The 24581-nt window shown below is 70.8% G+C and carries 19 protein-coding genes and 1 pseudogene; 9 read left to right on the forward strand and 11 right to left on the reverse strand.

Translation table 11 applies throughout. The features are described from left to right. Nucleotides 1-156: 156 nt before the first annotated feature. Both ACH4U7_RS35060 and ACH4U7_RS35065 read right to left on the reverse strand, forming a co-directional pair. The gene (locus ACH4U7_RS35060) at nt 157-1635 is read right to left on the reverse strand and encodes an MFS transporter (RefSeq protein WP_398531815.1); all 1479 of its coding nucleotides are present in this window, start codon (nt 1633-1635) and stop codon (nt 157-159) included. A 111-nt stretch (nt 1636-1746) separates the two neighbouring features. Further along, the gene (locus tag ACH4U7_RS35065) at nt 1747-3354 is read right to left on the reverse strand and encodes a fatty acyl-CoA synthetase (RefSeq protein WP_398531816.1); all 1608 of its coding nucleotides are present in this window, start codon (nt 3352-3354) and stop codon (nt 1747-1749) included. A 182-nt stretch (nt 3355-3536) separates the two neighbouring features. Here ACH4U7_RS35065 and ACH4U7_RS35070 point away from each other — a divergent pair, with 182 nt between their 5' ends. Further along, complete coding sequence (locus ACH4U7_RS35070) at nt 3537-4199, forward strand: TetR/AcrR family transcriptional regulator (protein ID WP_398531817.1); 663 nt, start codon at nt 3537-3539, stop codon at nt 4197-4199. Between the two features lie 27 nt (nt 4200-4226). On the opposite strand, the gene ACH4U7_RS35075 is transcribed toward ACH4U7_RS35070, so the two are convergent. Then, nucleotides 4227-4607 carry an ArsR/SmtB family transcription factor gene (locus ACH4U7_RS35075; protein WP_398531818.1) on the reverse strand — a complete coding sequence of 127 codons (381 nt, stop codon included), beginning with the start codon at nt 4605-4607 and terminating at the stop codon, nt 4227-4229. A gap of 134 nt (nt 4608-4741) precedes the next feature. Between ACH4U7_RS35075 and ACH4U7_RS35080 the strand changes: the two genes are divergently transcribed. Next, on the forward strand, nt 4742-6034 hold the full coding sequence (locus ACH4U7_RS35080; protein WP_398531819.1) for an MFS transporter: 1293 nt from the start codon (nt 4742-4744) through the stop codon (nt 6032-6034). A 2-nt stretch (nt 6035-6036) separates the two neighbouring features. On the opposite strand, the gene ACH4U7_RS35085 is transcribed toward ACH4U7_RS35080, so the two are convergent. Both ACH4U7_RS35085 and ACH4U7_RS35090 read right to left on the reverse strand, forming a co-directional pair. Then, nucleotides 6037-6804, reverse strand: coding sequence for a sulfite exporter TauE/SafE family protein (locus tag ACH4U7_RS35085; RefSeq protein WP_398531820.1), 768 nt, complete (start codon nt 6802-6804; stop codon nt 6037-6039). Nucleotides 6805-6840: 36 nt separating this feature from the next. Next, a complete protein-coding gene (locus ACH4U7_RS35090) occupies nt 6841-7479 on the reverse strand; it encodes a TetR/AcrR family transcriptional regulator (RefSeq protein ID WP_398531821.1) in 639 nt (212 codons plus the stop codon). A 142-nt stretch (nt 7480-7621) separates the two neighbouring features. Here ACH4U7_RS35090 and ACH4U7_RS35095 point away from each other — a divergent pair, with 142 nt between their 5' ends. Beyond that, on the forward strand, nt 7622-8824 hold the full coding sequence (locus ACH4U7_RS35095) for a cytochrome P450 (RefSeq protein ID WP_398531822.1): 1203 nt from the start codon (nt 7622-7624) through the stop codon (nt 8822-8824). Nucleotides 8825-8829: 5 nt separating this feature from the next. Next, nucleotides 8830-9045 (forward strand): ferredoxin, encoded by a 216-nt coding sequence (locus tag ACH4U7_RS35100; RefSeq protein ID WP_385614610.1) that lies wholly within the window; start codon nt 8830-8832, stop codon nt 9043-9045. Nucleotides 9046-9132: 87 nt separating this feature from the next. Here the strand turns inward: ACH4U7_RS35100 and ACH4U7_RS35105 are convergent, their stop codons facing one another. Beyond that, nucleotides 9133-11829 carry a SpoIIE family protein phosphatase gene (locus ACH4U7_RS35105; protein ID WP_398531823.1) on the reverse strand — a complete coding sequence of 899 codons (2697 nt, stop codon included), beginning with the start codon at nt 11827-11829 and terminating at the stop codon, nt 9133-9135. A gap of 240 nt (nt 11830-12069) precedes the next feature. Between ACH4U7_RS35105 and ACH4U7_RS35110 the strand changes: the two genes are divergently transcribed. The 4 genes and pseudogenes from ACH4U7_RS35110 (at nt 12070) to ACH4U7_RS35125 (ending at nt 17036) form a co-directional block, all read left to right on the forward strand. Then, nucleotides 12070-13515: a glyceraldehyde-3-phosphate dehydrogenase gene (locus tag ACH4U7_RS35110; protein WP_398531824.1), complete on the forward strand. Its 1446-nt coding sequence runs from the start codon at nt 12070-12072 to the stop codon at nt 13513-13515. A gap of 79 nt (nt 13516-13594) precedes the next feature. Then, on the forward strand, nt 13595-15004 hold the full coding sequence (locus ACH4U7_RS35115; RefSeq protein ID WP_398531825.1) for a CAP domain-containing protein: 1410 nt from the start codon (nt 13595-13597) through the stop codon (nt 15002-15004). A gap of 259 nt (nt 15005-15263) precedes the next feature. Then, nucleotides 15264-16009, forward strand: a pseudogene (locus ACH4U7_RS35120) (permease); the annotation flags it as partial. A 271-nt stretch (nt 16010-16280) separates the two neighbouring features. Beyond that, on the forward strand, nt 16281-17036 hold the full coding sequence (locus tag ACH4U7_RS35125; protein WP_398531826.1) for a hypothetical protein: 756 nt from the start codon (nt 16281-16283) through the stop codon (nt 17034-17036). A 354-nt stretch (nt 17037-17390) separates the two neighbouring features. Here ACH4U7_RS35125 and ACH4U7_RS35130 read toward each other — a convergent pair whose 3' ends face one another. The 3 genes from ACH4U7_RS35130 to ACH4U7_RS35140 form a co-directional block, all read right to left on the reverse strand. After that, on the reverse strand, nt 17391-17585 hold the full coding sequence (locus ACH4U7_RS35130) for a ferredoxin (protein ID WP_398531827.1): 195 nt from the start codon (nt 17583-17585) through the stop codon (nt 17391-17393). Nucleotides 17586-17668: 83 nt separating this feature from the next. After that, the gene (locus tag ACH4U7_RS35135) at nt 17669-18889 is read right to left on the reverse strand and encodes a cytochrome P450 (RefSeq protein WP_398531828.1); all 1221 of its coding nucleotides are present in this window, start codon (nt 18887-18889) and stop codon (nt 17669-17671) included. A gap of 297 nt (nt 18890-19186) precedes the next feature. After that, nucleotides 19187-20422 (reverse strand): cytochrome P450, encoded by a 1236-nt coding sequence (locus ACH4U7_RS35140; RefSeq protein WP_398531829.1) that lies wholly within the window; start codon nt 20420-20422, stop codon nt 19187-19189. 535 nt (nt 20423-20957) lie between these two features. Here ACH4U7_RS35140 and ACH4U7_RS35145 point away from each other — a divergent pair. Further along, a complete protein-coding gene (locus ACH4U7_RS35145; protein WP_398531830.1) occupies nt 20958-21821 on the forward strand; it encodes a helix-turn-helix domain-containing protein in 864 nt (287 codons plus the stop codon). Between the two features lie 219 nt (nt 21822-22040). Here the strand turns inward: ACH4U7_RS35145 and ACH4U7_RS35150 are convergent, their stop codons facing one another. After that, nucleotides 22041-23804 carry a sulfatase gene (locus tag ACH4U7_RS35150; protein WP_398531831.1) on the reverse strand — a complete coding sequence of 588 codons (1764 nt, stop codon included), beginning with the start codon at nt 23802-23804 and terminating at the stop codon, nt 22041-22043. A gap of 172 nt (nt 23805-23976) precedes the next feature. Next, nucleotides 23977-24546: a hypothetical protein gene (locus ACH4U7_RS35155; protein WP_398531832.1), complete on the reverse strand. Its 570-nt coding sequence runs from the start codon at nt 24544-24546 to the stop codon at nt 23977-23979. Nucleotides 24547-24581: the final 35 nt, after the last annotated feature.

The following is a 24581-nucleotide window of genomic DNA, read 5'->3' on the forward strand; positions in this document are numbered from 1 at the left end:
TTGTTGACTCTCTCCGTAATCGCTTTCAGGGTAGGCATGGGCGGGCTCACGGGTTGGGCGGGGCCGCGGGCGTGCCCCACGACGGCGGTGGCACGACGGCCGCGGCACCACGGCGATCGTGGTGCCGCGGCCGTCGTGCCGCCGCCTTCCGGGCCGTCAGCCGTTGCGTACCGGCTGCGGTCCGGCCGGTACGCCGGCGGTGGTGGCGGAGGTCCGGTCCGCGCCTTTCCCCGGTATCAGCGCGGCGATCAGCAGCGCCACCACCGCGCCGCCGGCGCCCATGGCGAAGGCGGTGCGGAAACCGTTCTCGGAGGGCACCGCCAACGGGCCAAGACGGGTGGTCATATGGGCGAGGACCACGCCGACCACCGCACTGGAGGTCGAGGTGCCGATGGCCCGCATCAGAGTGTTCAGGCCGTTGGCCGCGCCCGTCTCCGACACCGGCACCGCCGACATGATCAGCGCCGGCATGGCGGCGTACGCGAAGCCGATCCCGGCGCCGATGACACAGGAGACCAGGACGATCTGCCAGACCTCGGCCATGAGGACGATGGCCAGCAGATAGCCGACGGCGATCACCGCGGAGCCGAGCAGCAGCGAGACCTTGGGCCCCCAGGTGGCGGTGATCCGCGCGGAGACCGGCGACACGGCCATCATCACCAGCCCGGAGGGGCCCAGGCACAGGCCCGCCGTCATGATCGACTGGCCCAGGCCGTAGCCGGTGGCCTCCGGCAGTTGGAGCAGCTGCGGCAGCGCCAGCGACATGCCGTACATCGCGAAGCCGATCACGATCGAGGCGAGATTGGTCAGCAGCACCTGACGGCGCGCCGTGGTGCGCAGATCCACCAGTGGCCGGCTGGTGCGCAGTTCCCACCGCCCCCACAGCAGCAGGATCACCACCGCCGCGCTGAACAGCCCGTCGGTGAGCGCGCTGGTCCACCCCCAGTCCGCGCCCTTGGAGATCGCCAGCAGCAGACACAGCAGACCGGCCGACAGCCCGATCGCCCCCACCACGTCGAATCTGCCGCCGCCGTGGACCGGGGACTCCGGCACTACCGCCAGCACCAGCGCGATCACCACCACGCCCGCGGCCGCCGACACCCAGAACAGCACGTGCCAGTCGGCGTGTTCGGCCAGGGCCGCGGCACCGGGCAGCCCCAGCGCGCCGCCCACGCCCAGCGATGAACTCATCAGCGCCATGGCCGAGCCCAGCCGCTCGGCCGGGAGTTCGTCGCGCATGATGCTGATGCCCAGCGGGATGACACCTGACGAGAAGCCCTGCAGCGTACGGCCGACGACCATGGGCGCCAGCGAGTCGCTGAGCGCACACACCACCGACCCGGCCACCAGCATCCCCAGGCTGATCAGCAGCATCCGCCGCTTGCCGTACATGTCCCCGAGCCGCCCCAGTACGGGGGTGGCCACCGCGCCCGCCAGCAGCGTGGCGGTGATCGCCCACGAGGCGTCCGAGGCCGAGGTGTGCAGCAGCCCCGGGAGGTCCGGGACCAGCGGTACCACGAGCGTCTGCATCAGGGCGACCACGATCCCGCCGAAGGCGAGCACCGCGACCACCGGTCCGGTGCGTGGCGGGTGGGTGTCCGCCGTCGTCTCGGCGGTATGGGGCGCTTGGGCCACGGGTGTCCTCCGGAGTGCCGACGCCACGGAACGCGCCGTGCCGCCGCTGCTGTATGACGCCCCCTCAGGGGAGCGGCGGCAAGTGTCGCATATTTTTGTGTAACGCGTACGTCAAATCTGGGTGGGGTCGTCGACCTCGCCCAAGTAGGCGTATTTCTCCCGGAGTTCACGCTTGAGGATCTTGCCGCTCGGGTTCTTCGGCAGCGACTCGGCGAAGACCACGTACTTGGGCACCTTGAAGCCCGCCAGCCCCTTCCGGCAGTGCGCGATCAGCCCCTCGGCCGAGGGCCGCCGACCGGGCCCGGTCGCCACCACCACCGCCGTCACCGCCTCGATCCAGTACGGGTGCGGCACGCCGAACACCGCGGCCTCCGTGACCGCCGGATGGGCGTGGATGACCTCCTCCACCTCGCGCCCCGAGACGTTCTCCCCACCGCTGTTGACCATGTCCTTCTTGCGGTCGACGATCGTCAGATACCCCTCCTCGTCGAAGATGCCGAGGTCGCCGCTGTGGAACCAGCCGCCCCGGAACGCCTCCGCCGTCCGCTCCGGATCCCGCCAGTAGCCCGGTGTGACATGCGGGCCGCGGTGCACGATCTCGCCGACCGTCCCCGGCGCCACCGGGCGGTCCCGCTCGTCGACGAGCCTGGTCTCCACATGCAGACCGGGTCGCCCCGCCGAACCCGCCTTGCGCTCCTGGTCGGCCGGGCCCAGCACGGTCGCGATCGGCGACATCTCGGTCTGCCCGTAGAAGTTGTACAGCGCCAGGCCCGGCAGCCGCCGGCGCAGCTCGGCCAGCACGGGCACCGGCATGGCCGCGGCGCCGTAGTAGCCCTTGCGCAGCGAGGACAGGTCGTGGCGGTCGAACTCCGGATGGCGCAGCAGCGAGATCCACACGGTCGGCGGCGCGAACAGCTTGGTCGCCCGCTCGGCCGCCACCGCCGCGAGCAGCGCCGCCGGATCCGGGCCGGGGAGGACGACCGAGGTGGCGCCGAGGTAGACGTCCGGGGTGAGAAAGGCGTGCAGCTGGGCGCAGTGGTACAGCGGCAGCGCGTGGACCTCCACATCGTCGCCGGACATGCCGCCGTCGACGATCGCCGTCTGGTACTGGGAGATGAGACCGCGGCTGGTCATGATGGCGCCCTTGGGCCGCGACTCGGTGCCCGAGGTGTACATCAGCTGCACGGGCTCGTCGTCGGCCACCACCGGGTCGGGCACCGGATGGCCCTCCTCCGCGCCCAGCGCCGCCAGGTCCTCCCAGCCGGCCCGCCCCTGCGGCCCGCCGATCGCGGCCCGCAGCGCGATCCGCGGCGGCGCGGCCTCGGCCAAGGCGGCGTCCGCGGCGCCGATCAAGTCGGCGCCCGCGATGACGCCGACGGCGCCGGAGTGGCGCAGTACGTACGCGACTTCCGGAGGCGTCAGCATGAAGTTCACCGGCACCGACACCGCGCCCAGCCGGGCGAGTGCGAAGTAGGCCACCACGAAACCGTGCGAGTTGCGGGCGTACAGCACGACCCGGTCGCCCTGGGCGACCCCCCGGGCCGCGAGCGCCCCCGCGGTCCGGCTCACCAGCGCGTCCAGCTCCGCGTACGTCTGGCGGAGCGCGCCGAACACGACCGCCGTCCTGGCGGGCACCCGCGCCGCGGTCCGCGACAGCAGGTCGGCGATGCCATGGCGGCGGGCGCGTGCGACGTCCGCGGGCAGGGAAGGTGCGGTCACCGGAGATCTCCCGAGGCGAAGGGGCGGGACGGAACGCTCGCCACGCTGACACGGCCCGCGGGGCCCGGCAAGGGACGCGACACAGGCACCGCGCCCGGGCCGTAGCCTTGACCCCCGGTGCCCGCGTCGGCGGGCGGGGACGGGGGCGAATGGCAAATGGACGGGGAGAGGGGATTCATCGGATGGCGCAGCAGGCGGACGGGACGGCCCGTAGGGGAAGGGGGCGTCCGCCGCGTCTGTCGCGCGATCAGATCGTCCGCGCCGCCGCGGAACTGGCGGCGCGTGAGCCCGGGGTCGTGCTGACGATCAAACGGGTCGCCGAGGCCGTGGACTCCGCCCCCATGGCCCTCTACCGCTACTTCCCGGACCGCGACGATCTGCTGCAGGCCGTCGCCGACCGGATCATCGCGGACGCCGAGCACACCGAACCGCCCGGCGACACCTGGCAGGACCAGCTGCGCGCCTGGATGCACACCAGCCGCGAGCGCCTGCGGCCCTACCGGCAGCTGCTGTCCTATATGGCCGCGACCGAACAGCCCGCGTGGGTGCCCGCGCTGGTCACCCTCACCCGTGTGCTGCGCCCGCTGCGGCTGGGCGAGGACGAGCTCGCCCTGGCCGTCACCCTCGTCTGCTCCACCGTCATCGGCCACGCCGTGTACGAGACCCACCGGCGCCCCGCCGAGCAGAAGATGGCCGGGCTGCGGGAGGCCCTGGCGCAGCGCCCCCAAGAGGAGCAGGAGGCCGTGGCCCCGCTGCTGCCCAGGCTGCCGGACGCCCAGCGCCGGCTGTACGACGTGGTCGTCGACCGCACCATCGCGGCAGTGGAGGCCCTGGCTACGGGGTGAATCGCGGGGCTCGGCGCCTCGCGGGACTCATCGCTCGGGCGGGGTCCAGTCCACGATCAGATCGAGCAGCCCGGGAAACCGCGCCTGAAGATCGTCGATACGCACATGGCTGCGGCGCTCCAGGCCGTACTGGCGCTGCCGGATCAGCCCCGCGTCGCGCAGGGCGCGGAAGTGGTGGGTGAGCGAGGACTTCGGGCGGTCGATGCCGAACCAGCCGCACGGGTGGTCGTACGCCTCCGACTCAAGCAGCAGCGTGCGGACCACGCCCATGCGCAGCGGGTCGCTCAGGGCTGCCATCACCACCTCGAGGCGCAGCTCGTCGCGGGCGGGTTCGGGCAGGGGTTCCGGCAGGTCGGCGGGGGCGGGGTAGGGGGCGGCGAACCTGTGGGCCGTGGCGGTCTGCGGCATCCACGTCACCTCCATTGAGACAGCGCAACCATCAGTACGAGTTGAATCGTACCGGAGTTTATGTTCGACTCTTCTCGTACTGATGGTTCGACTTTTCTCGTACAGCTTGCTGTGCGACTTGGAGGGGAGACCCCATGGGGAGCGCAGGGAGCGCCCAGCACACCGAAACCCCGGTGACAGCGACAACTGCGACGACGGCGGCCACTGCCGCCGAGCCCCCGCCGCGCCGTGAGATCTGGCTCGCGGCGTGGCCGGTGACCGCCGTGTTCATCCTGTCCAACACGGCGACCCCGCTCTATGTCCTGTGGCGGCAGGAGCTCGGGTTCTCCTCCGGGATGCTGACCGTCGTCTTCGCCTGCTACATCGTGGGTCTGATCGCGGCCCTGCTGGTGGCCGGGGTGGTGTCGGACCGGGTCGGCCGCAAGCCGGTGCTGCTGCCGGCGCTCGCGCTGGGCATCGTGGCCAGTGTGCTGTTCGCGACGGCCGGTTCGATCGTGGCGCTCGCGCTCGCCCGGCTGCTGAGCGGGGTGGCGGTCGGCTCCATCGTCTCGGCGGGCATGGCGGCGGTGACCGATGTCGCGGGACCGGATCGCAAGCGGCTCGCCGCGCTGCTGGCCTCCACGGCCATGGTCCTGGGCGCGGGGCTCGGCCCGCTGCTGGCCGGGATCCTGTCGGAGACCCTGCCCGGCCCCACGGTCACCGTGTTCCTGGTGGAGATCGCGCTGCTGGCCCTGGCGGTGCTGGTTGTGCTGCGTATGCCGCTGCGCCGCCCCGCCGCCGCGCCCCGCCCCGCCGCCGCGCCCCGCCCTGCCACCGGGCCCCGGCCCGGCGCCTGGGTCCGGGTGCCGTCCGTACCGCGCGCCAACCGTGTCCATCTCCTGCTGGGCATCGTGGTGTTCGCCCCCGGCATCACCTCCACCTCCTTCGTCCTCTCGCTCGGCCCCTCACTGCTGGCGGACCTGCTCGGCACCACCAGCCGGGTGGTGGCCGGAGCCACCGCCTTCGTGATGTTCACGGCGGCGACCGCCGTCCAGTTCGCCGTGCGTCGGCTGAGGGTGGGCGCCATCCTGACGGCCGGGGCCGCGTCGACCGTCGGGGCCATGGCCTCGCTGGCGCTGGCCGTGCAGCTGTCCTCCGCCCCGCTGCTGGCCCTCGCGGCGGTCCTGGCCGGCGCGGGGCAGGGGATGGGGCAGCTGGGCGGGCTCACGCTGATCAGCGCCCAGGTGCCGGCCGCCCGGCTGGCCGAGGCCAACGCGGCGCTGAACGTCGGCGGTTACGTGCCCGCCGGGCTGCTGCCGGTCGCGGTCGGATACCTCAGCGACGCGGTCGGGCTGTCCCGTGGCACCACCGTCTTCAGCGCCGTCGTCGCGGCCGCCGCGCTCGCCGGAGGCGCCGTGGTGCTGGCCAACCGCCGTACCACCCCCTGAACTCAGCCGACCAGCATCTGGACGATGGCCACCGTGCCGACCGTGACGATGAGGGTCCGCAGGACCACGGGGCGCAGCCGACGGCCGGCCCTGGCGCCGAGTTGGCCGCCGAGCGCGGAACCGACCGCGATGAGCGCGACGGCCGTCCAGTCGAACTCCGCGACGAAGAGGAAGAAGAGCGCGGCGACCGTGTTGACGAGGGCGGCGAGGACGTTCTTGGTGGCGTTGAGGCGTTGCAGGGGCTCGTCGAGCAGGATGCCCATCAAGGACATGTAGATGATCCCCTGCGCGGCGGCGAAGTAGCCGCCGTAGACGCTGGCCAGCATCAGGCCGATGAACAGCAGCGGGCCGCCGTCGCGGCGGGCGGCCCGCCCGGCCTTCTCACGGCGGCTGCGCACCTTCGCGCTGATCACGGGCTGGAGCGCCACCATCAGGAGGGCGAGCCCGACCAGCACGGGGACGATCGTCTCGAACGCCGACGCGGGCAGGGCCAGTAGCAGCGTGGCGCCGGTCAGGCTGCCCAGCAGGGCGCCGACACCGAACTTCAGGATGCGCCGGCGCTGGCCGCTGAGCTCGCTCCGATAGCCGATGGCTCCGCTGATGGAGCCGGGGATCAGTCCCAGTGCGTTGGACACCGTGGCGGTGACGGGTGGCAGGCCCGTCGCGAGCAGCACCGGGAAGGTGATCAGGGTCCCCGAACCGACGACCGTGTTGATGGCGCCGGCACTGGTGCCCGCCACGAAGACGGCGACCATCTCGCCCGGCGTCATTCGGTGTCCTCTTGTGGAATGTGCATGGCACAGACACTAAAGGGCCGATGTTTCGGTGTTCACCGAACCCTGCCCCTGCGCCGAACCGTGCCCCGGCATCTCGGGCAGACCGTCGAGCAGGGTGCCGAGCGCCACCCCGACCAGCGCGCACACCTCGTCCGGATCGGCGTCGGCCAGCGGCTCCTTGCCGACGACGACCCGCATCATGCCGATGCCGAGCATCCAGGACAACGCCAGATCCGCCCGCAGCGCACGGTTGTCGGCGCTGCTCAGGGACGCCAGCACCCGCGCGTAGTCGTCGCTGATCGAACGTACCGCCGTACCGATCTCGTCACCGCTGCCGACGGAGCGCAGCAGGGTGGCCAGCGCGCGGCTGCCCGGCTCTCTTCCGCGGTGGGCGAGCATCCCGCGCAGCACGGCCTGGAGCAGTTCATCGGGCGGGGTGCTGCGCATCTGCTCCTCCCCGTCGTGTGCCACCACCTCGCCGAACAGCGCTCGTTTCGAGCCGAAATAGCGGAAGAGCAGTGCCTGGTTCGCCCCGGCCCGGTCCGCGATATCGCGGACCGTCGTCCGCTCGTAACCCCGCTCGGCGAACAGCGCGGACGCGGCCTCCAGCAACCGCCGCCGAGTGCCCTGCGCATCCCGTCGCCGCCCCTCTGACGTGGTCGTACCCACCGCGACACTCCTCTCGTCCGCTCTCTGCGATCCCCGCGGCCCTATGGGGGGATCGCCGGATCAACGGCGCAATCGGGCCGTTGACCGTACCAAGGCGCGGCTCCTACGTTTGTAAGCACGTGCTTACGCAAGGGAGGTCACGGTGACCACAGCGGAGACGACCGTGCAGTCGGAAGCGATCGCCTATCCCTTCAACTCCTCCGAGGGCCTGGGGCTCAGCCAGGCGTACCAGGAAGCCAGGAACCGCCCGGGGTTAGTGCGGGTGCGCATGGCGTACGGCGAGCCCGCCTGGCTCGTCACGCGCTATGCCGAGGCCCGGCTGGTGCTCGGCGACCGGCGCTTCAGCCGCGCCGCGGCGCTCCACCACGACGAGCCCCGGCAGTCCGAGGGTCGGCGCAACAGCGGCATCCTGACCATGGACCCGCCCGATCACACCCGGCTGCGCACCCTCGTTGCCAAGGCGTTCACCGTCCACCAGGTGGAGAAACTACGGCCGTCGGTGCGGCAGTTGACCCGTGATCTCCTCGACGAGCTGGAGGCCGCCGGGCCGCCCGCCGACCTGGTCGACCGCTACGCCCTGCCCATCCCGGTCGGGGTCATCTGCCGGCTGCTCGGTGTGCCGGAGGAGGACCGGCCCAAGTTCCGGGCCTGGAGCGACGCCGCGCTGTCCACCAGCTCCCTGAGCGCCGAGGAGTTCGACCGCAACCGCGATGAACTGCGCGCCTATATGGCCGGGCTGATCGAGATCCACCGATCCGCGCCCCAGGACGACCTCATGACCTCGCTGATCGAGGCCCGGGACGCCGGCGACCGGCTGTCCGAGCTCGAACTCGTCGACCTGTGCGTGGGCATTCTGGTGGCCGGGCACGAGACCACCGCCACCCAGATCCCCAACTTCGTGCTGACACTCCTGGACCACCCCGACGAACTGCGCCGTCTGCGCGAGGAACCCGCCCTGCTGAACGGCGCGGTCGAGGAGCTGCTGCGTTTCGTACCGCTGGGCAAGGGCGCCTCCCAGCCCCGCTACGCGACCGAGGACATCGAGGTGGGCGGCCAACTGGTGCGCGCCGGAGAGCCCGTCCTCGTCGCCGTCGGCTCCGCCAACCGGGACGCGCTGCGCTTCGACGAGCCGGGCAAACTCAACGTGGCCCGCCCCGCCACCCAGCACCTGGGCTTCGGTCACGGTGTGCACCACTGCCTCGGGGCGCCCCTGGCCCGGCTTGAGCTCCAGGAAGCGCTCGGCGCGCTGATCACCCGCTTCCCGGGGCTGTGCCTGACCGGGGACGTGGTGTGGAAGGACCAGATGCTGGTCCGCGGACCGCGCGTCATGCCGGTCGGGTGGTGAGCGGGATGACCTGGAAGGCCGAGATCGACGGGGGCCGGTGCATCGCGTCCGGTATGTGTGCCGGAATCGCTCCCGATCTGTTCGCCCTCGACGAGGAACACGCCCGTCCGCTGGCCGACGAGGTGCCGGAGGAGGAGCGGGTACTGGACGCGGCCGACTCCTGTCCCGCGGCGGCGATCACCGTACGGGACGGGGCCACGACGGTCGGACCGCGCCCCTGACCTCGGGGCCCGCGCGAAGGGCACTGCAGTGCGTACGCCCGGGCGCTACAGCCCGCGCACCGGGCGTTACAGTCCGTACGTCGAGCGCTACAAGGCCGACGGATCGCCCTGGCCGACGAGGCTGTCCCCGAGCCCCTGCGTGCCATCGTCGAACGCCGCCGTGCCGCTCAGGGCCTGCTCGGCCCAGATGACCTTGCCGTCGGCGGTGTAGCGGGTGCCCCAGGCTCGCGCGAACTGGGAGACCAGGAACAGGCCGCGCCCGCCTTCGTCGGTGGCCCTGGCCCGCCGCAGATGGGGGGAGGTGCTGCTGCCGTCGGAGACCTCGAAGGTCAGATCGCGGCCGCGGAGCAGCCGTAGCCGCACGGGCGGGGCACCGTAGCGCAGGGCATTCGTGATCAGTTCGCTGATGATCAACTCGGCGGCGAAGTCGGCCTCCTCCAGACCCCACGACCGTATCTGCTGGGCGGCCGCGGCGCGGATCGGGGCCACCGCCGCCGGGTCCAGCGGCACCTCCCATTCGGCAACGTCCTTGGGGTCGAGCACGCGGGTGCGGGCCACCAGCAGCGCGATGTCATCGCTCTGGCGGGCCGGGCGCACGGTGTCGAGCAGGGTCTGACAGGTCTCCTCGGGGCCGAGGTCCGGGCTGTCGGCGAGGGCACGGCGCAGTGGGTCGGGGCCGGTGTCGGGGGCGCCGTCGTGGCTGTCGAGGAGCCCGTTGGTGTACAGCACCAACCGAGTCCCTTCGGCCAGCGGGAGCTCGGCCACCTCGAAGGGCTCCCCGCCAAGACCCAGGGGCGGGGAGACCGGCACGGCGGGGGTGTGCACGGTGCCGTCCGGGCCGATCAGCACGGGCGCCGGGTGGCCTGCCCTGGCCACGGTGCACAGGCCGCGCACCGAGTCGTAGATCGCGTACAGGCAGGTGGCTCCGGTGATCCGCGCGCCGTCCGGGTCGGTGTCCTGCTCCAGGTCGAGCCGGGTGACCAGTTCGTCCAGCAGGGAGAGAAGCTCATCGGGGGGCAGGTCCAGGGCCGAGAAGTTCTGCACCGCGATGCGCAGCCGGCCCATCGTGGCCGCGGCGTGCAGGCCCTGCCCGGCCACCTTCCCGACGACCAGGGCGACCCGGTGTCCCGGCAGCGGGATGACATCGAACCAGCTGCCGCTCGTCCCGCCCTGCGCGGGCAGGTAGTGCGTGGCCACCTCCGTGGCGTCCTGCTCGGGCAGGCTGCCGGGCAGCAGGTTTCGCTGCAGGGTGGTGACCATGGCGTGTTCGCGGGCGTACCGGCGTGCGTTGTCGACACAGATGGCGGTGCGCCCGGACAGCTCCCCGGCGATCGCCAGGTCCTCTTCCTCGAACGGCTCGCTCCGCCGTGTCCGCCAGAAGTTGGCCAGCCCCAGAGTGACGCCGCGATAGCGCAGCGGAACCGTGATCAGCGACTGGATCCCGTGGTCGGGGAGGTGTTCGGCGGGGGCGCCGAGTCCGGTGGCGTCGCCGCCCGCGGTCTGGTCGCTCACCGCGGCCTGAAGGACGGCGTGGCCGGTCCGCAGGGCCTGGCTCTGGGGTGCGGTGGGACGGTAGACGGCCCGCTCTCCCGGGCGGAAGAGGGGGTGTGCGGTGGTGTCGCCGTCCTCGCCGTCCTCGCCGCCCACCGCCGTGCGGTGCAGCACCTCGTACGGTGGCTCCGGCTCCTCGCCCTGGAGCACGGGGTCCAGCAGCTCGACGGTGACGATATCGGCGAACCGGGGGACGGCCACCTCCACCAGCTTCTCGGTGGTTTCGGTCAGCTCCAGGGTCGAGCCGATCCGCACCCCGGCGTCGTACAGCAGCTCCAGCCGCTCGCGGGCCGCCGCGGCCCGGCCGGACAGCGCCTGCAGCTCGGTGGTGTCCCTGAGCGTGGCCACGCTTCCGGCGGGGCCGCCGCTACGGTCCGTGGGTCGGAGATTGACCGCCAGTAGCCGGTTGCCGCACGGGTAGACCTCGTCCGTGACGGGGCGCCCCGACACCAGCAGCTCCGTGAGCTGCGGCTCGAGGCCGAGCTCGGCGATGTGCCGCCCCTCGGCGTCCGGGGCGAGGCCGAGCAGTGCCCGAGCCTCGCTGTTGACCAGCAGCAGACGCCCGTCCGCGGCCAGGACCAGCACCCCTTCCCGGACCGAGTGCAACACCGCGTCGTGGTGCTCGTACATCCGCGTCATCTCGGTGGCGCCCAGGCCGTGGGTCTGCCGCCGCACCCGCCTGCTGATCAGCGCGGTGCCGCCGGTGGTCAGGGCCAGCGCCCCGGCGGCGCTGCCGAGCAGCAGCGGCAGCCGCTGGGTCATCACGCTGTTGACGCTCTCGACCTTGACCCCGACCGACACCCCGCCGAGGACGCTGCCGTCGGATTTGAGGACGGGGACCGCCGAGACCACGGACAGGCCCTGGCTCGCATGAAATGTCTGCGAGATCGTCTTTCCGGCTATCTCTTCCCGCACCAGCTTGGCGGGGCCGATGATCCGCTTGCCGATCAACGTCGTATCGGGGTGGGTGAGACGCAGGCCACGATGGTCGAACACCACGACGCTGTCGACGCCGGAGCCCTTCCGCGCCGCTTCGGCGGAGTCCCGGAGCAGCGCGGTCGGGTGGTTGCTGGCCATGGCCTGGGCCACCCCGGGGGCGTTCGCCATTGTCCCGGCGACCGCGAGAGAGCGCTGTCGGGCGTCCGCCATGCCCTGGCTCCGCGCCTGGAGCGCGAGGCCCACGACCGCGCCGGCGACCAGGAGCAGGACCAGTAGCAGCTGCAGGATGAACACCTGCCCGGCGACGCTCCGGGCACGCGAGAGGGCCCCCAGCCGTCTCCAGCGGGATGTGAGGGGAGCTTCGGACCCGGATCGGGGCCGATGCCGCCGCCAGGACATACGAGCATGTGTGCTCATGTCCGCATTTATAACATTCCATTCGGTGCGATCGACAGGGTTCGGGTGGCTCCGTTTGAAAGATCAAAATGGCGGGGGGTTAGCATATGAGCGCCGCCTAGCTCGAAAGATAAATTTGTGACTGTCAACGAGGACTCGTTCACCAACTGGAAGCAGCGCGAGGAGATCGCGGAGTCGATGATTCCGATCATCGGGAAGCTGCAGCGCGAGCGGGACGTCACGGTCCTGCTCCACAGCCGCTCCTTGGTGAACAAGTCAGTGGTCAGCATCCTCAAGACCCACCGATTCGCCCGGCAGATCGCCGGTTCGGAACTCTCCGTCACCGACACCATGCCGTTCCTGCGGGCCCTCACCGCGCTCGACCTCGGCCCCTCCCAGATCGACATCGGCATGCTGGCCGCGATGTACAAGGCCGACGACCGCGGTCTTCCGGTGGAGGAGTTCACCGCCGAGGCCGTCGCCGGTGCCACGGGTGCCAACAAGATCGAGTGCCGTGAGCCGCGTGACGTCGTCCTCTACGGATTCGGCCGCATCGGCCGCCTCATCGCCCGCCTCCTCATCGAGAAGGCCGGCTCCGGCAACGGCCTGCGGCTGCGCGCCATCGTCGTCCGCAAGGGCGCCGGCCAGGACCTCGTCAAGCGGGCCTCGCTGCTGCGCCGTGACTCCATCCACGGCCAGTTCCACGGCACCATCACCGTCGACGAGGCCAACAGCACGATCGTCGCCAACGGCAATGAGATCAAGGTCATCTACTCCGACGACCCGACGTCGGTGGACTACGCGGCGTACGGCATCAAGAACGCCATCCTCATCGACAACACCGGCAAGTGGCGCGACCGCGAGGGCCTGTCCCAGCACCTTCAGCCCGGGATCGACAAGGTCGTCCTGACCGCCCCGGGCAAGGGCGACGTCCCCAACGTCGTCCACGGCGTCAACCACGACATGATCAAGCCGGATGAGCAGATCCTGTCCTGCGCCTCCTGCACCACCAACGCGATCGTCCCGCCGCTGAAGGCGATGGCGGACGAGTACGGCGTGCTGCGCGGCCATGTGGAGACCGTCCACTCGTTCACCAACGACCAGAACCTGCTGGACAACTACCACAAGTCGGACCGCCGCGGTCGCTCGGCCCCGCTCAACATGGTCATCACCGAGACCGGCGCGGCCTCCGCCGTCGCCAAGGCGCTGCCCGACCTCGAGGCGACCATCACCGGCAGCTCGATCCGGGTCCCGGTCCCGGACGTGTCGATCGCGATCCTCAGCCTGCGGCTCGGCCGCGAGACCAACCGTGAGGAAGTCCTCGACTACCTCCGCGAGGTGTCGCTGACCTCGCCGCTCAAGCGCCAGATCGACTTCACCAGCGCCCCGGACGCGGTCTCCAGCGACTTCATCGGCTCGCGCCACGCCTCGATCGTCGACGCCGGCGCCACCAAGGTCGACGGGGACAACGCGATCCTCTACCTCTGGTACGACAACGAGTTCGGCTACTCCTGCCAGGTCATCCGCGTCGTCCAGCATGTCTCCGGGGTGGAGTACCCGACCTACCCGGCCCCGCTGGTCTGATCCGGGCGCACCGACCGATCCGGTGCCCCGCTTACCGGGGCGCCGGAACCCTGCGCAGCGCCCCCGCGTTGGGTGTGACATGGGCGAACTGGTTCCTGGCGGAAACGCATTGCTCCCGGACGGCGTGCTGTTCATCCGGGTGCCGGGCCCCTTCGACCTGTCCGTGCTGATCACCGGAGACGACGGAAAGGTCGCGGGGGACGGCGACTTCGTCTTCTTCAACCAGCCGTCCGCCCCCGGCGCCCGGCTGCACGGCGACACCGTCACCGTCCAGCCGGGGCAGCTGCGACGCGGCGCGAGCCGCGTCACGGTGGTGATCAGCCCCGCCGACCCCGGCACACCGCTCGGCCGACTGCCCGCCCCTACCTTGACGGTCTCGGGGGTGGGCGGGTCGGCGGCCGTCCGGTTCACCCCGCCGCGCCCGACTCAGGAGACGGTGCTGCTGCTCGCCGAGATCTACCGGCGCGGTGACCGGTGGAAGATACGGGCCCTGGGGCAGGGGTACGCGGAGGGGCTGGCCGGGGTGGCGAGGGACTTCGGCGTCGACGTCGCGGACGACGGCGAGCAGCCGCCACCTCCGCCGCCTGCACCGCCGTTTCCGCCGCCTGCACCGCCGTTTCCGCCACCTGCACCGCCGTATCCGCCGTCGGCTCCGTCGTTTCCGGCGCCCACTCCGTCGTCTGCCACGTCCCCGGCCGGCGCCGCCCACGATCCCGGCGGTTTCCTCGGCCTGGTCAACGGCGTACGGTCGCGGACCGGGGCCCCGGCCGTCGCTCTCGACGCCCGGCTGAGCACGGCCGCCCGGGCCCACGCCGAAGCCATGGCCGCACAGGGCAGCCTGGGCCTGGAGAGCCCCGACGGGACATCGGTCTTCCACCGGATCGCCACCGCCGGTTACTCCTGTCTGACCATCGCCGAGCACATCGTCTCCGGGCCCCGTACGGCGGCCGAGTTCGTGGACTACTGCCTCGAGGACGGTGAGCGCGGCGCGCCGTTCCGGGATGGCTCGGTCGCCCATGTCGGAATGGGCCGGGCCGTCGGCGGCCGCTCGGGCGAGGTCTTCTGGACCGTGCTGTGGGCCCAGCCGTTCACGGCCGCGGGCCTGGCCCGTACGGCGGAGGCCGTCCGCGCGCTCACCAACGCGGAGCGGGCCGCGGCCGGACTGCCGCCGCTGGCCCCCGACCCGAACCTGACCGTGGCCGCGCAGCGGCACAGTGAGGACATGGTCGCCCGCGGCTTCTACTCCCACACCGCCCCCGAGGGCAGCCAGCCATGGGACCGGGCGGCAGCCGCCGGATGCCGGCACCGCGGCATCGGCGAGAACATCGCATGCGGTCAGCGGACTCCCTCGGAGGTGGTCCGAGGCTGGATGAACAGCCCAGGACACCGTGCGAACATCCTGAAGCCGGAGTTCAGCCACATCGGGATCGGCTACGCGACGGGGAGCCGGGCGGGCACCTACTGGACGCAGTTGTTCGGCAGCGTATGACCCACCGGGGCGAGTGAGCAGTTGAGCGTGCGCCGTACCGAAGGGGAGAGGCACCCACTCGCGACCCCTTCGACGCCGGAGGTACCCACCGTGGCCACCGTCAAAGCCGCCCCGCCCCGCCCCGGCCGACCGCCGTGCCGCAGACGACCGTCGGGGCGCGGAAGACCGTCGGAGTGCGGACGACCGTCGGGGCGCGGAAGACCGTCGGAGTGCGGACGACCGTCGGGGCGGGCGGCTGGACTCGTCGCTCGTCCTGACCATGCCGCTGGTCCTGGCGGTGGCGGCGCAGGGGCCGGTGCGCCGGGCGCTGTCCGCGCCGGTGATGCAGAGCTGGATGACCGTGTTCGTCGCGGTGGTCGTGCAGGCCCTGCCCTTCCTCGTCCTCGGTGTGCTGCTGTCGGCGCTCATCGCAGTGCTCGTTCCGCCGTCGTTCCTCGCCCGCGCGCTGCCGCGCCGCCCCGCCCTGGCGGTGCCGGTCGCCGGGGCCGCCGGGGCGGTGCTGCCCGGTTGCGAATGCGCCTCGGTGCCGGTGGCCGGGGCGCTGGTGCGCCGGGGTGTCGCGCCCGCGGCGGCGCTGGCGTTTCTGCTGTCGGCCCCGGCGATCAACCCGATCGTGCTGACCGCCACCGCCGTCGCGTTCCCCGGCGAACCGCGGATGGTCCTCGCCCGGTCCGTCGCGAGTCTGCTCGTGGCCTGTGTGATGGGCTGGCTGTGGCAGCGGGTGGGCCGCGCCGACTGGCTGCGCCCACCGGCCCGTCCGGCGCTCGACGGCCAGGGCAAGGGGGCCGCGTTCTGGGGTCCGTACGCCACGATGTGATGCACGCCGGCGGCTTCCTCGTCGTCGGCGCGATCGCCGCGGCCACGCTCAAGGCCATGGTGCCGGCGCGTTGGCTGCGCACCGCGGCCGACGACCCCGTGGTGTCGATCCTCGCGCTCGCGGTCCTCGCGGTGCTGCTGTCGATCTGCTCGGAGGCCGACGCGTTCGTGGCCGCGTCCCTGTCGCAGTCTATTCGTAGGTGCAGTTGTAGAGGGATGCCGAATTCGCCTGCGTCTGCGACGCGGTCGCGGTCGCCGCCGCTGGCCCGGCGAGCACCGCGGCGACAACCACCGGCACAGCGAGCATCTTTGTGCGCACGTATTCTCAGCAAAGAGTGGAAGGGGCTCGATGAGACCCTTGTGGCCTACTGGGCATTCACTGTGCCATGTCTCATGTCCTTGAGTCGTTCGCACAGAGCGCAGAGAAACTTGGCAATCGGCGCACGAGCCAAAGGACTACGTGGACCTCGACGGCTACCGGCTGGGTAAGACCATGGGCTACTACCGAGCTCTGCACGCAGGGACAAAATCTGGCGGACTCACCGACGACCGGCGCCAGGCATTGGAAGAACGAGGCATGGTCTGGCGGGTCAACACCGCCCGAGACCTCACAGCCGACGAGGCCGAGGCCCTGCTCTGTATCCCCGCCGCCAGCCAGGGCGAAATCGACTGGAGCCTGGTCGGCGTCGACTCCACCTCCTGCCGCCCCCACCAGCATGGGGCGGGCGGCCCGGGCCCGCGCCGTGCCGCCGCCTGCCGCAGCCCTCTGATGCCGTTCGGTGACAGGAAAGACACCCCACGCCCACACATAGCCATCAGAATTCCTGTGTCGCGACACCCGCCAGACCCACTGGCAACTACGGGGAATTACATGCACCGCTCCATCGCGTCCGCCGCCGCAGCCGTCGTGCTCGCCGCTGCCCTTGTGGCGTGCGGGGGTTCGGACGGGGACAGCAGCAAGACCGCGGCCACGAAGAGCGCCGGTTCCAGCGGCGCCGCGACGTCCGGCGGTCAGCGGACGCCGGACGCCGCGCCCAGCAGCACAACGCCGAGTGGCGCCAAGGTCGGTGACACCCTGCTGGAGGGCATGCCCGGTATGGGCGCCATGGGCCACGTGCAGGTCCGTGTCTGGACGGTGGCGCGCGAAGTGACGAGGCTGCTGGCCACGGGATCGCGCCAAATCCGGTGCTGCCGTTACGCGGTGACGTTCGGTTGAGCCTCTCAACTTGTGCCGGGTCGCGGTGCCCGGCCTTTCGCGAGGGGAACTGGATGGATACGGCAACCGTGATCCTGGCCATCGACGCGGTTTCGAAGCCGAAGGCATCGAAACCCTGAAGACCGCCTCACGGCCTCGCGGATGAACGCGACCTGCGAGAGAGCCATCTACGCCCGGGCAGCGAGTACAGGTATGTGGCCTGATCTGCCGCGACGGGTTTCTGAACGGCACAGGACATGCGACGCATGTGCGAGACGCCTCCGAGTGAGAACCAGGAAGGGGCAGGGCATGTTCGGGCGGAAGCCGCCCGAACATGCCCTGCCCAGGCCCTCGTTACTGCCGCTCAGAGCCTCATCACTCGCTGAGCGCGATGGCGGCGGCGGGACATACGGCGGCCGCGTCGCGGACGGCCACGTGCTGGTCCGCTGCGGGCTGGGGGGCGAGGAGGACGACGATGCCGTCCTCGTCGCGCTGGTCGAAGATGTCCGGTGCGGCGAGTACGCAACTCCCGGCGCCGCAGCACTTGTCCTGATCCACGGTGACCTTCATGATGGCTCCTTTCTTCGTGGCCGGCCCCTTGGCCGTGCCTACGGTTGTGCTGTCGGTCGGTGCGGTGGCCTCGGCGGGGCGCGTCACCATCGCACGGGCACTTCGCGCAGACCGCCGACGGTGAGTCCCTCGACCTTCTGCAAGTCCGCGACCGGCACGGCCAGGTCGAGGCTCGGCAGCTTGTGCAGGAGCATCTCGAGGGCGACTTGCAGTTCGGTGCGGGCCAGGGACTGGCCCAGGCAGGAGTGGGCTCCGGCGCCGAAGGTGAGATGGGGGTTGGGGCTGCGGGTGAGGTCCATCTCGTCCGGGTCGGCGAAGGCCCGCTCGTCGCGGTTGGCGGCGGACAGGGCGCAGAAGACGGTGGTGCCGCGAGGCAGTACTGTCCCGTCGAGCTCGAAGTCCTCGGGCAGGTAGCGCCGGACGCCGAAGCCGCCCATGTTGGCATCGGAGCGCAGCGCCTCGTCGACCGCGGTGCGCACCAGGGAGGGATCGGCCAGCAGGCGGTTCCACCGGGTGCGGTCGGCGAGCAGCATGGCGATCATCTTGCCGATCATGTTCGCCGTGGTTTCGTGTCCGGCGACCAGCAGGGCCATGCCGGTGTCGCGGAGTTCCGGGTGCGTGAGTCCCTCGCCCTCCGCCCGGCTCTCCTGGATGAGTGTGCTGATCAGGTCTTCGCCGGGTGCGGCGCGCTTGGCTTCGACCAGCTCGGTCATGTAGGAGGAGAAGCCCTTGTGAGCCGCTCGGGTCTCCTCCAGCGAGTAGCGGCTGACGTTCAGGAACGCGTCGGACCAGTACGAGAAGCGGTCCCGGTCCTCGGCCGGGGCGCCGAGGAGATGGCAGATCACGTAGACCGGCAGCGGGAAGCCGAGCGCTGCCTTGAGGTCGGCGGGTGCGCCGCTTTTCACCATGGCGTCGACGAGGGACTCGGTCATCTTCTTCATGCCGGGCCGCAGCGCCGTCATGCGCTTGGCGGTGAAGTACTTGCCCACGTGCCGGCGCCACCTCTGGTGGCCTTCGCCGTTGGACTGGATCGAAAGCGCCATGTCGCTGTTGGTCGACACGCCGCCGCGCCCTTCCGGGGCGATCCTCGCGCTGTTGTCTCCGGGGGCCGGGCGCGAGATGCGGGAGTCCGACAGGAGCGTCCTGATGTGGTCGTAGCGGGTCAGCAGGGTGCCGGTGTCTCCACTGGGGAGTCTGACGCCGGCCACCGGGCACTGCGCGCGCAGCGTTTTCCAATCCGGCGGCGGGTCCAGCGGTCCGTCGGTGGGCAGTGGCAGGCGGACGGCGGGGTCGTTCTGGCTCATCTGGCCTCTTCGGGTGGGGGGAAGACGAGGTTTGTGCAGCGGTTGCCGCCCGGCAGGACGGGTTGGGCTTGCCGCTGTCCTGGCTCTTGTGCGAGGGCAGCCAGTCCATCACTTTTAAAGCAACGGACTTATTTAAAATAACTCCGGAGGTGTCTCGCTTCAAGGAGAAGCGGGGGTCTGGCCGGATATGGTCGCCGCCGTCGTGATGCTGATGTGGCATCAGGTCGCGACGGTGGCGGAGGGGGTGGGGGCGATGCTCACCGCGACACCGGCTGTGCGGTGCCGACGGGCCCGTGGTTACCAGGTCACTGGCAGTTCATAGACCCCGTATACGACGCCGTCGTCCTTGAATGGGAGCTTTTCGAGGTCGGTGGCCAGGCGCAGGGTGGGGATCCGTCGGAAGAGGGTGCCGTAGACGACCTGGAGTTCCAGGCGGGCCAGTGGCTGTCCGAGGCATTGGTGGATGCCGAAGCCGAAGGCCATGTGGCGGCGGGCGTCGCGGTGGACATCGAGCTTGTCGGGGTCGGGGAAGACGTCGGCCTGCCAGTTGGCGGTGTTGCTGGGGATGACGATGCCCTCTCCGGCGCGGATGGTCCGGCCGCCGATCTCGATGTCCTCCAGGGCGATCCGGCGGTTGCCGAGGTGGATGATGGTCAGGTAGCGCAGCAGCTCGTCCACCGCGCTCGCGAGCACCTTCGGGTCGTCGGTGTCGCGGACGATGGCCAGCTGGTCGGGGTGTTCCAGCAGCGCGACGGTGCTCAGCGCGATCATGTTCGCAGAGGTCTCGTGGCCGGCACCGAGCAGCAGCAGGCCCATCGATGCGGCCTGCCGGTGGGTGAGGTCGCCGACGCGGACGCGGGCGGCGAGCTCGGACAGCAGGTCGTCCCCCGGCTGGACGAGCTTCTTGTCGATCTGGCCGGATACGTACTCCAGCAGGGCGACGTGAGCCGCGCTCGCCTCCTCGGGTGTGACGTCGTGCCGTAGTCCCACCTCGCTCTGGTGCTGGAAGAAGTCGTGGTCCTCGTACGGGACGCCGAGCAGTTCGCAGATGACCAGGGAAGGCAGCGGCAGTGCGAGAGTCCGGACGAGGTCGGCGGGTTTCGGGCCGGCCAGCATGGCGTCGATGAAGTCGTCGGTCATGCGCTGGACGGCGGGGCGCAGGGCTTCGATGCGCTTGATGGTGAACGCGCCGCTGAGCATGCGGCGAAGCCTGGCGTGCTCGGGGTCGTCCAGGTTGAGGAAGGACGGCTGACTGCCGCGCTTGGCCGACTCCCGGAAGGCCGGGTTCATGTACGGGAAGCCGGGTCTGGTGAGGTCGACGCTACAGCGCTGGTCGGAGAGCAGCGCCCGCTGGTCATCATGGCGGGTGGCGACCCAAGGGGTGCTGCCGTCCCACAACCGGACCCTCGTGAGCGGCTGTTCGGCCTGGAGCCGGCGCAGTTGCGGCGGCGGGGAGAACGGACATCCGGCAGCTCGCGGCATCGGGAAGTCGGGGATCGCCTCGGTCGAGGTGTCGGGCAGGGTGTTGGTCATGTCACTCCTGTGGTGAGGGGGGAGTGGTCGTGTCACTGTCGGCGCCCCTGTGATCGCCACTCACGGTCGGGCCACTGCCGGGGTGCTGTCGCGTGCGGGTCCCCGGCGCCCGGTGCTATCGGAACCGGGGTGAGTGGCGAACGGCGGTGGGGCGCGCCCTCTTTTAAGTCAACCCGTTGATTTAACACTAGGGTGTGCCAGCGCCAAGTGCAAGCGGTTCGGGGCTTGGGCCGGAGTACCTGCCGACTGGAGGCAGGGGGCGAGGTAGCGGTGACGCGGGGTTCTTCGGCGACCGTGGTGCGGTCGTGACAGGGGTGGATCGCTGCTGGAGGTCCGGATGCGATCGGCCGGGCTCCGGCCCGCGCGGGCAGGTCGCCGCCACGTCCGACTTCGCCGGTCTTTCCCCTGAGTCATGCAGGCGGCAGCGCTGAGCGGTGTGGTGCCCGGCGGACGGTCAGGAGAGCGATGTCGTCGTGCTGACCATCGCCGGCGAACGCGCGGACGTCCGGCGGGTTTGACGGACGCGGGACGCAAGGTGTCCCTGTGTTCCGACGGGACGAGCCGTGCGGCCCGGTCCGGCGCGTTGACCGGTGGCTTCTCCGACAGCGGCCAGGTATGGCTGGAGCGCACAGGAACGCCCCTGCCCCTGGACGACATCGTGCTGGATCGGTTCGCAATCGCCGCGGCCATCCTCTCCGAGTACGGCGACGAGCCGCCGGCCAAGGTGGGCGATGCGGACCTGGTGGAGCTGGCCCTGTCGGCGAGTGCTGAGGCGGGCGAGCGGGCCAGGGCGTTGCGTCTCATGGGTCTGGATCCAACGGTTCCGTTGACCGTGCCGGCGGTGGAAGGCGACGGTGTCGCGGAGCCGTTGAGCCGACAGCCGGGCGTACGAGCCGCCCGTCTCGGACACGTGCACGCGGTCCTGCTGCCACACCATCCGTCGGCCTTGCCGACGACGGGTGCGCGGATCGGCGTGGGGCCGTCGCTTCCTGGCCTCGAAGCACCCGAATCGTGGCAACAGGCCCGGACGGCACTGCGGTTCGCCGCGATGGGGGCTCCCAGCCCGGCGGTCGTGCATGCCGGAGAACTCGGTGCCCTGGCGGCCATCGCGACCGGACTGCGCCGCTCGGACATTGCCGAAGTCACCGATGTGGCCGCACTGGACTTGCTGGCTGCCCAACTGCATGGCGAGGCCACACCGCAGGTGCTGACGGCCCTGTGCGCGACGGGTTCGGTTCGCAAGGCCGCCGCGTCCGTCTACCGTCACCACAGCACGGTCGCGGACAGGCTGACGCGGGCGGAGGCGCACCTGGGCTTCTCCTTCACGACTCCCGCGGGATGGCTACGCCTCGAACTCGCCCTGCTGCTCCGTAACTTGCGCGACTCGGCGGAGGGATGAGCGACGCCACTTGCGCGGAAGCCCGCGTGGCGAGCGGTGCTGACCGGATGACTTCGCCGGGCTGGAGTGGAGTGCCGGTCCGGCGCCCGTGAGGCCTGCCGCGGTGTGATCACGCGGACGGCTGATGGGAGGCCTCGCACCCGTACTCCGGTGCGAGACCTCCCATCTCGCGCTCTTCCACCGCGCCGACCCCGACGGGGAGCCGGATCGCGACCGCGCTCAGAGCTTCGAGAGTTCCGTCGCGAGCACGTGGAGCGTTTCCTTGGGGAACGACGCGCCTGACATGGCCGCCAGGGAGATCAACGACGTCGTGCCGATCAACTGGAGGAGCTCGGTGTCGACGAGGGTGGGCGCGTGGGTGCGCAGGATCTCGACGGCCACCGGGTCCGAGACGAGGGCGGCGAGCGGTGTGCGCAGGGAGAAGCGACCGCCGGGGTAGTCCTCGGGACGGGGCAGGGGCTCCTGGGCCCGCTCGGCCTGTTCGCGCTGCGCCCGCACCAGGAGGTGCTCCTCGGTCGCCGGCCCCTCGGCGGGCAGGCCGAGCCGGTCGTACTGGCTGGGCGGGGCGTCGCTCGCGCGCAACAGGTCGAGGAGCAGGTTCGCCATGCGCAGCTCCACCGTGTCGTCGACGATCGGCGCCCGCTGCTCCGGGTCGGTGTGCAGATCGAACAGGAGCGTGCCGAACCGGAACGGGTTGAAGAAGGTCCGCCCGGCCACTCGGACGGTGCGCACCCCCTTGGTGAAGGAGAAGGGCTCGGCGAGCTCGATGTCGGCCAGCTCGTCGGGCGTGAAGCGTCCGCGCATGTGCGTCGGCATCAGGGTGTGCTCGAACAGGGGCGCGTTATCCTCCGACACCGGGGCACGCATATAGACGTAGCGGCCGTCGGTGACATTGACGTGCCCGCCGTGGATGCCGAACAGGCCCGCCTCGCGCACCGGATCGTCGGTGGCCACCCGAAGGGGGACGCCCTGCATGTCGGCGGGCCGCTCCACGCCGAAGAACTCCAGCAGCGTGGGAGCGAGGTCGATGGTCTGCACGAGCGCTTCGCGGCGTTCGCCGACGGCGCCCGTCCTGGGGTCCCAGACGAAGAGGGGCAGGTGGACGAGCTCGTTGTACCAGGGCTGGACGGACTTGCCCCACCAGTTCTTCTCGCCCAAGAGCAGACCGTGGTCCGTGTTGACGATCAGCAGGGTATCTTTCCACAGGTCCAGCTCGTCCATCAGGTCCAGGACGCGGCCGAGCGACCTGTCGCACATGGACAGCAGCGCGGCGTACTCGAGCCGGGCGTGCCGCACCTGCTCGTCCGTCTCGGTGACCTGCCGGTAGTCGGGCCAGTCGAAGTGCGGGCCGTTGTAGTCGTGCGGATAGAGGTCCTTGTACTGCTTGTGGCTGAAGAACGGCTCATGCGGGTCGAAGGTCTCGATCTGTAGGAACCAGCGGTCCTCGGCGTGATTGGCCCGCAGGAACTCCAGGCCGGCGTCGAAGGTGAGGGTCTGCGGGTGCCGGTCCTCGGTCTGCATGTATTGCCGGTTCACCCAGTCCTGGCGGTAGCCCTCCAGCCGCATCTCCTTGACGTCCTCGGGCATCGGCGGCGCGGCGACCTGCCCCTTCCAGGGGTCGCCCTCCTGGCCGCGGAAGAACTCCCAGGTGTTGTACCGGCCGTGATAGGTGGCCCCGCCGTCCTCCCAGTAGTGCGGGTGGTCGCTGGCCAGGTGTGTGTACACTCCGCTGCGCTTGAGCAGTTCGGGCATCGAGTCGTCGAACGGCTCCAGGGGGCCCCAGCTGCGGTGCAGGAAGTTGTGCCGACCGGTGTGGATCTCGCGCCGCGCGGGCATGCACGGCATCGAGCCCGCGTAGCAGTTGTCGAAGGTGACGCTCCGCTCGGCCAGCCGCGCGAAGTTGGGGGCGTGGGTCCAGTCGCAGCCGTAGGGCGGCAGCATGTGCCGGTTGAGGCTGTCGAACATGACCATGATGGCTTTCATGCCGTGGCGCTCCTTCTACGGCTGGTCATACGGATGTCTTGGCGCCCTGGGCACAGCGGAAGCCGGTGTGCCTGCCGGTTCCATCGGCGGGTCACGGGCTGCGGCGATCCTAGCTGTTAATTTTTATTGAAGATAGATTTTTTGGGGGGAGGGGACGGCGGCGTGGCGAGGTTCAGGTTCCCGTTTCGTCCTTCGTCGGGGCCTCGCCGCCGTGCGATGACGCGAGGGCCACGAACAGCGGCATCCTGTGCAGTGGCGGCGGATCTCCCGGCAGGCCGAGCCGTTGCCAGGCCAGCCGGGCCGACACCTTCAGCACCCGTCGCGCCCGCGCGATGAACAGGGCGGCGAGCGGCAGCTCAAACAGCACGGCCGAGGCGACGCTTCCCCAGACTTCGTCTTTCCCCCAGCTCAGGGAGATGTCGAACCAGGCGTCGCAGACGAGGAGCGTGGCTGCCACGAAAGAAAGCGGGACCAGAGCCTGCCGCCGTAGCCACACCGCCACTCCCGCACCGGCCAGTGACGCGAGCAGCATCACGTCGAAGCCCACCCACACCATGGGCCAATGCCGCGCCTCGAAGTGATCCGGCAGCGACACCGCCAGGTAGACGGTCCAGGGTGCGAGCGTGATCACGCACAGGCCGAGCTGCCAGAGAACCCGTCGCCGACGGCGCCCGTAGCGGTCCGGCGCGAATTCGCCGGCCGTTGTACCGGCGGAGTCAGTGGGGTCGCGCTGTTCACTCATCTCTGCCTGTTTCTGCCGGCGGCCGCCGGAGGGTG

This window comes from Streptomyces sp. NPDC020845 (genome assembly GCF_044334165.1).
Classification (GTDB): Bacteria; Actinomycetota; Actinomycetes; order Streptomycetales; family Streptomycetaceae; genus Streptomyces.

Coding starts and splice junctions, on each gene's coding strand:
- ACH4U7_RS35100 (WP_385614610.1), top strand. CDS start 8,830: ATGACCTGGAAGGCCGAGATCGACGGGGGCCGGTGCATCGCGTCCGGT.
- ACH4U7_RS35080 (WP_398531819.1), top strand. CDS start 4,742: ATGGGGAGCGCAGGGAGCGCCCAGCACACCGAAACCCCGGTGACAGCG.
- ACH4U7_RS35070 (WP_398531817.1), top strand. CDS start 3,537: ATGGCGCAGCAGGCGGACGGGACGGCCCGTAGGGGAAGGGGGCGTCCG.
- ACH4U7_RS35140 (WP_398531829.1), bottom strand. CDS start 20,422: ATGACCAACACCCTGCCCGACACCTCGACCGAGGCGATCCCCGACTTC.
- ACH4U7_RS35150 (WP_398531831.1), bottom strand. CDS start 23,804: ATGAAAGCCATCATGGTCATGTTCGACAGCCTCAACCGGCACATGCTG.
- ACH4U7_RS35135 (WP_398531828.1), bottom strand. CDS start 18,889: ATGAGCCAGAACGACCCCGCCGTCCGCCTGCCACTGCCCACCGACGGA.
- ACH4U7_RS35130 (WP_398531827.1), bottom strand. CDS start 17,585: ATGAAGGTCACCGTGGATCAGGACAAGTGCTGCGGCGCCGGGAGTTGC.
- ACH4U7_RS35155 (WP_398531832.1), bottom strand. CDS start 24,546: ATGAGTGAACAGCGCGACCCCACTGACTCCGCCGGTACAACGGCCGGC.
- ACH4U7_RS35115 (WP_398531825.1), top strand. CDS start 13,595: ATGGGCGAACTGGTTCCTGGCGGAAACGCATTGCTCCCGGACGGCGTG.
- ACH4U7_RS35085 (WP_398531820.1), bottom strand. CDS start 6,804: ATGACGCCGGGCGAGATGGTCGCCGTCTTCGTGGCGGGCACCAGTGCC.
- ACH4U7_RS35075 (WP_398531818.1), bottom strand. CDS start 4,607: ATGCCGCAGACCGCCACGGCCCACAGGTTCGCCGCCCCCTACCCCGCC.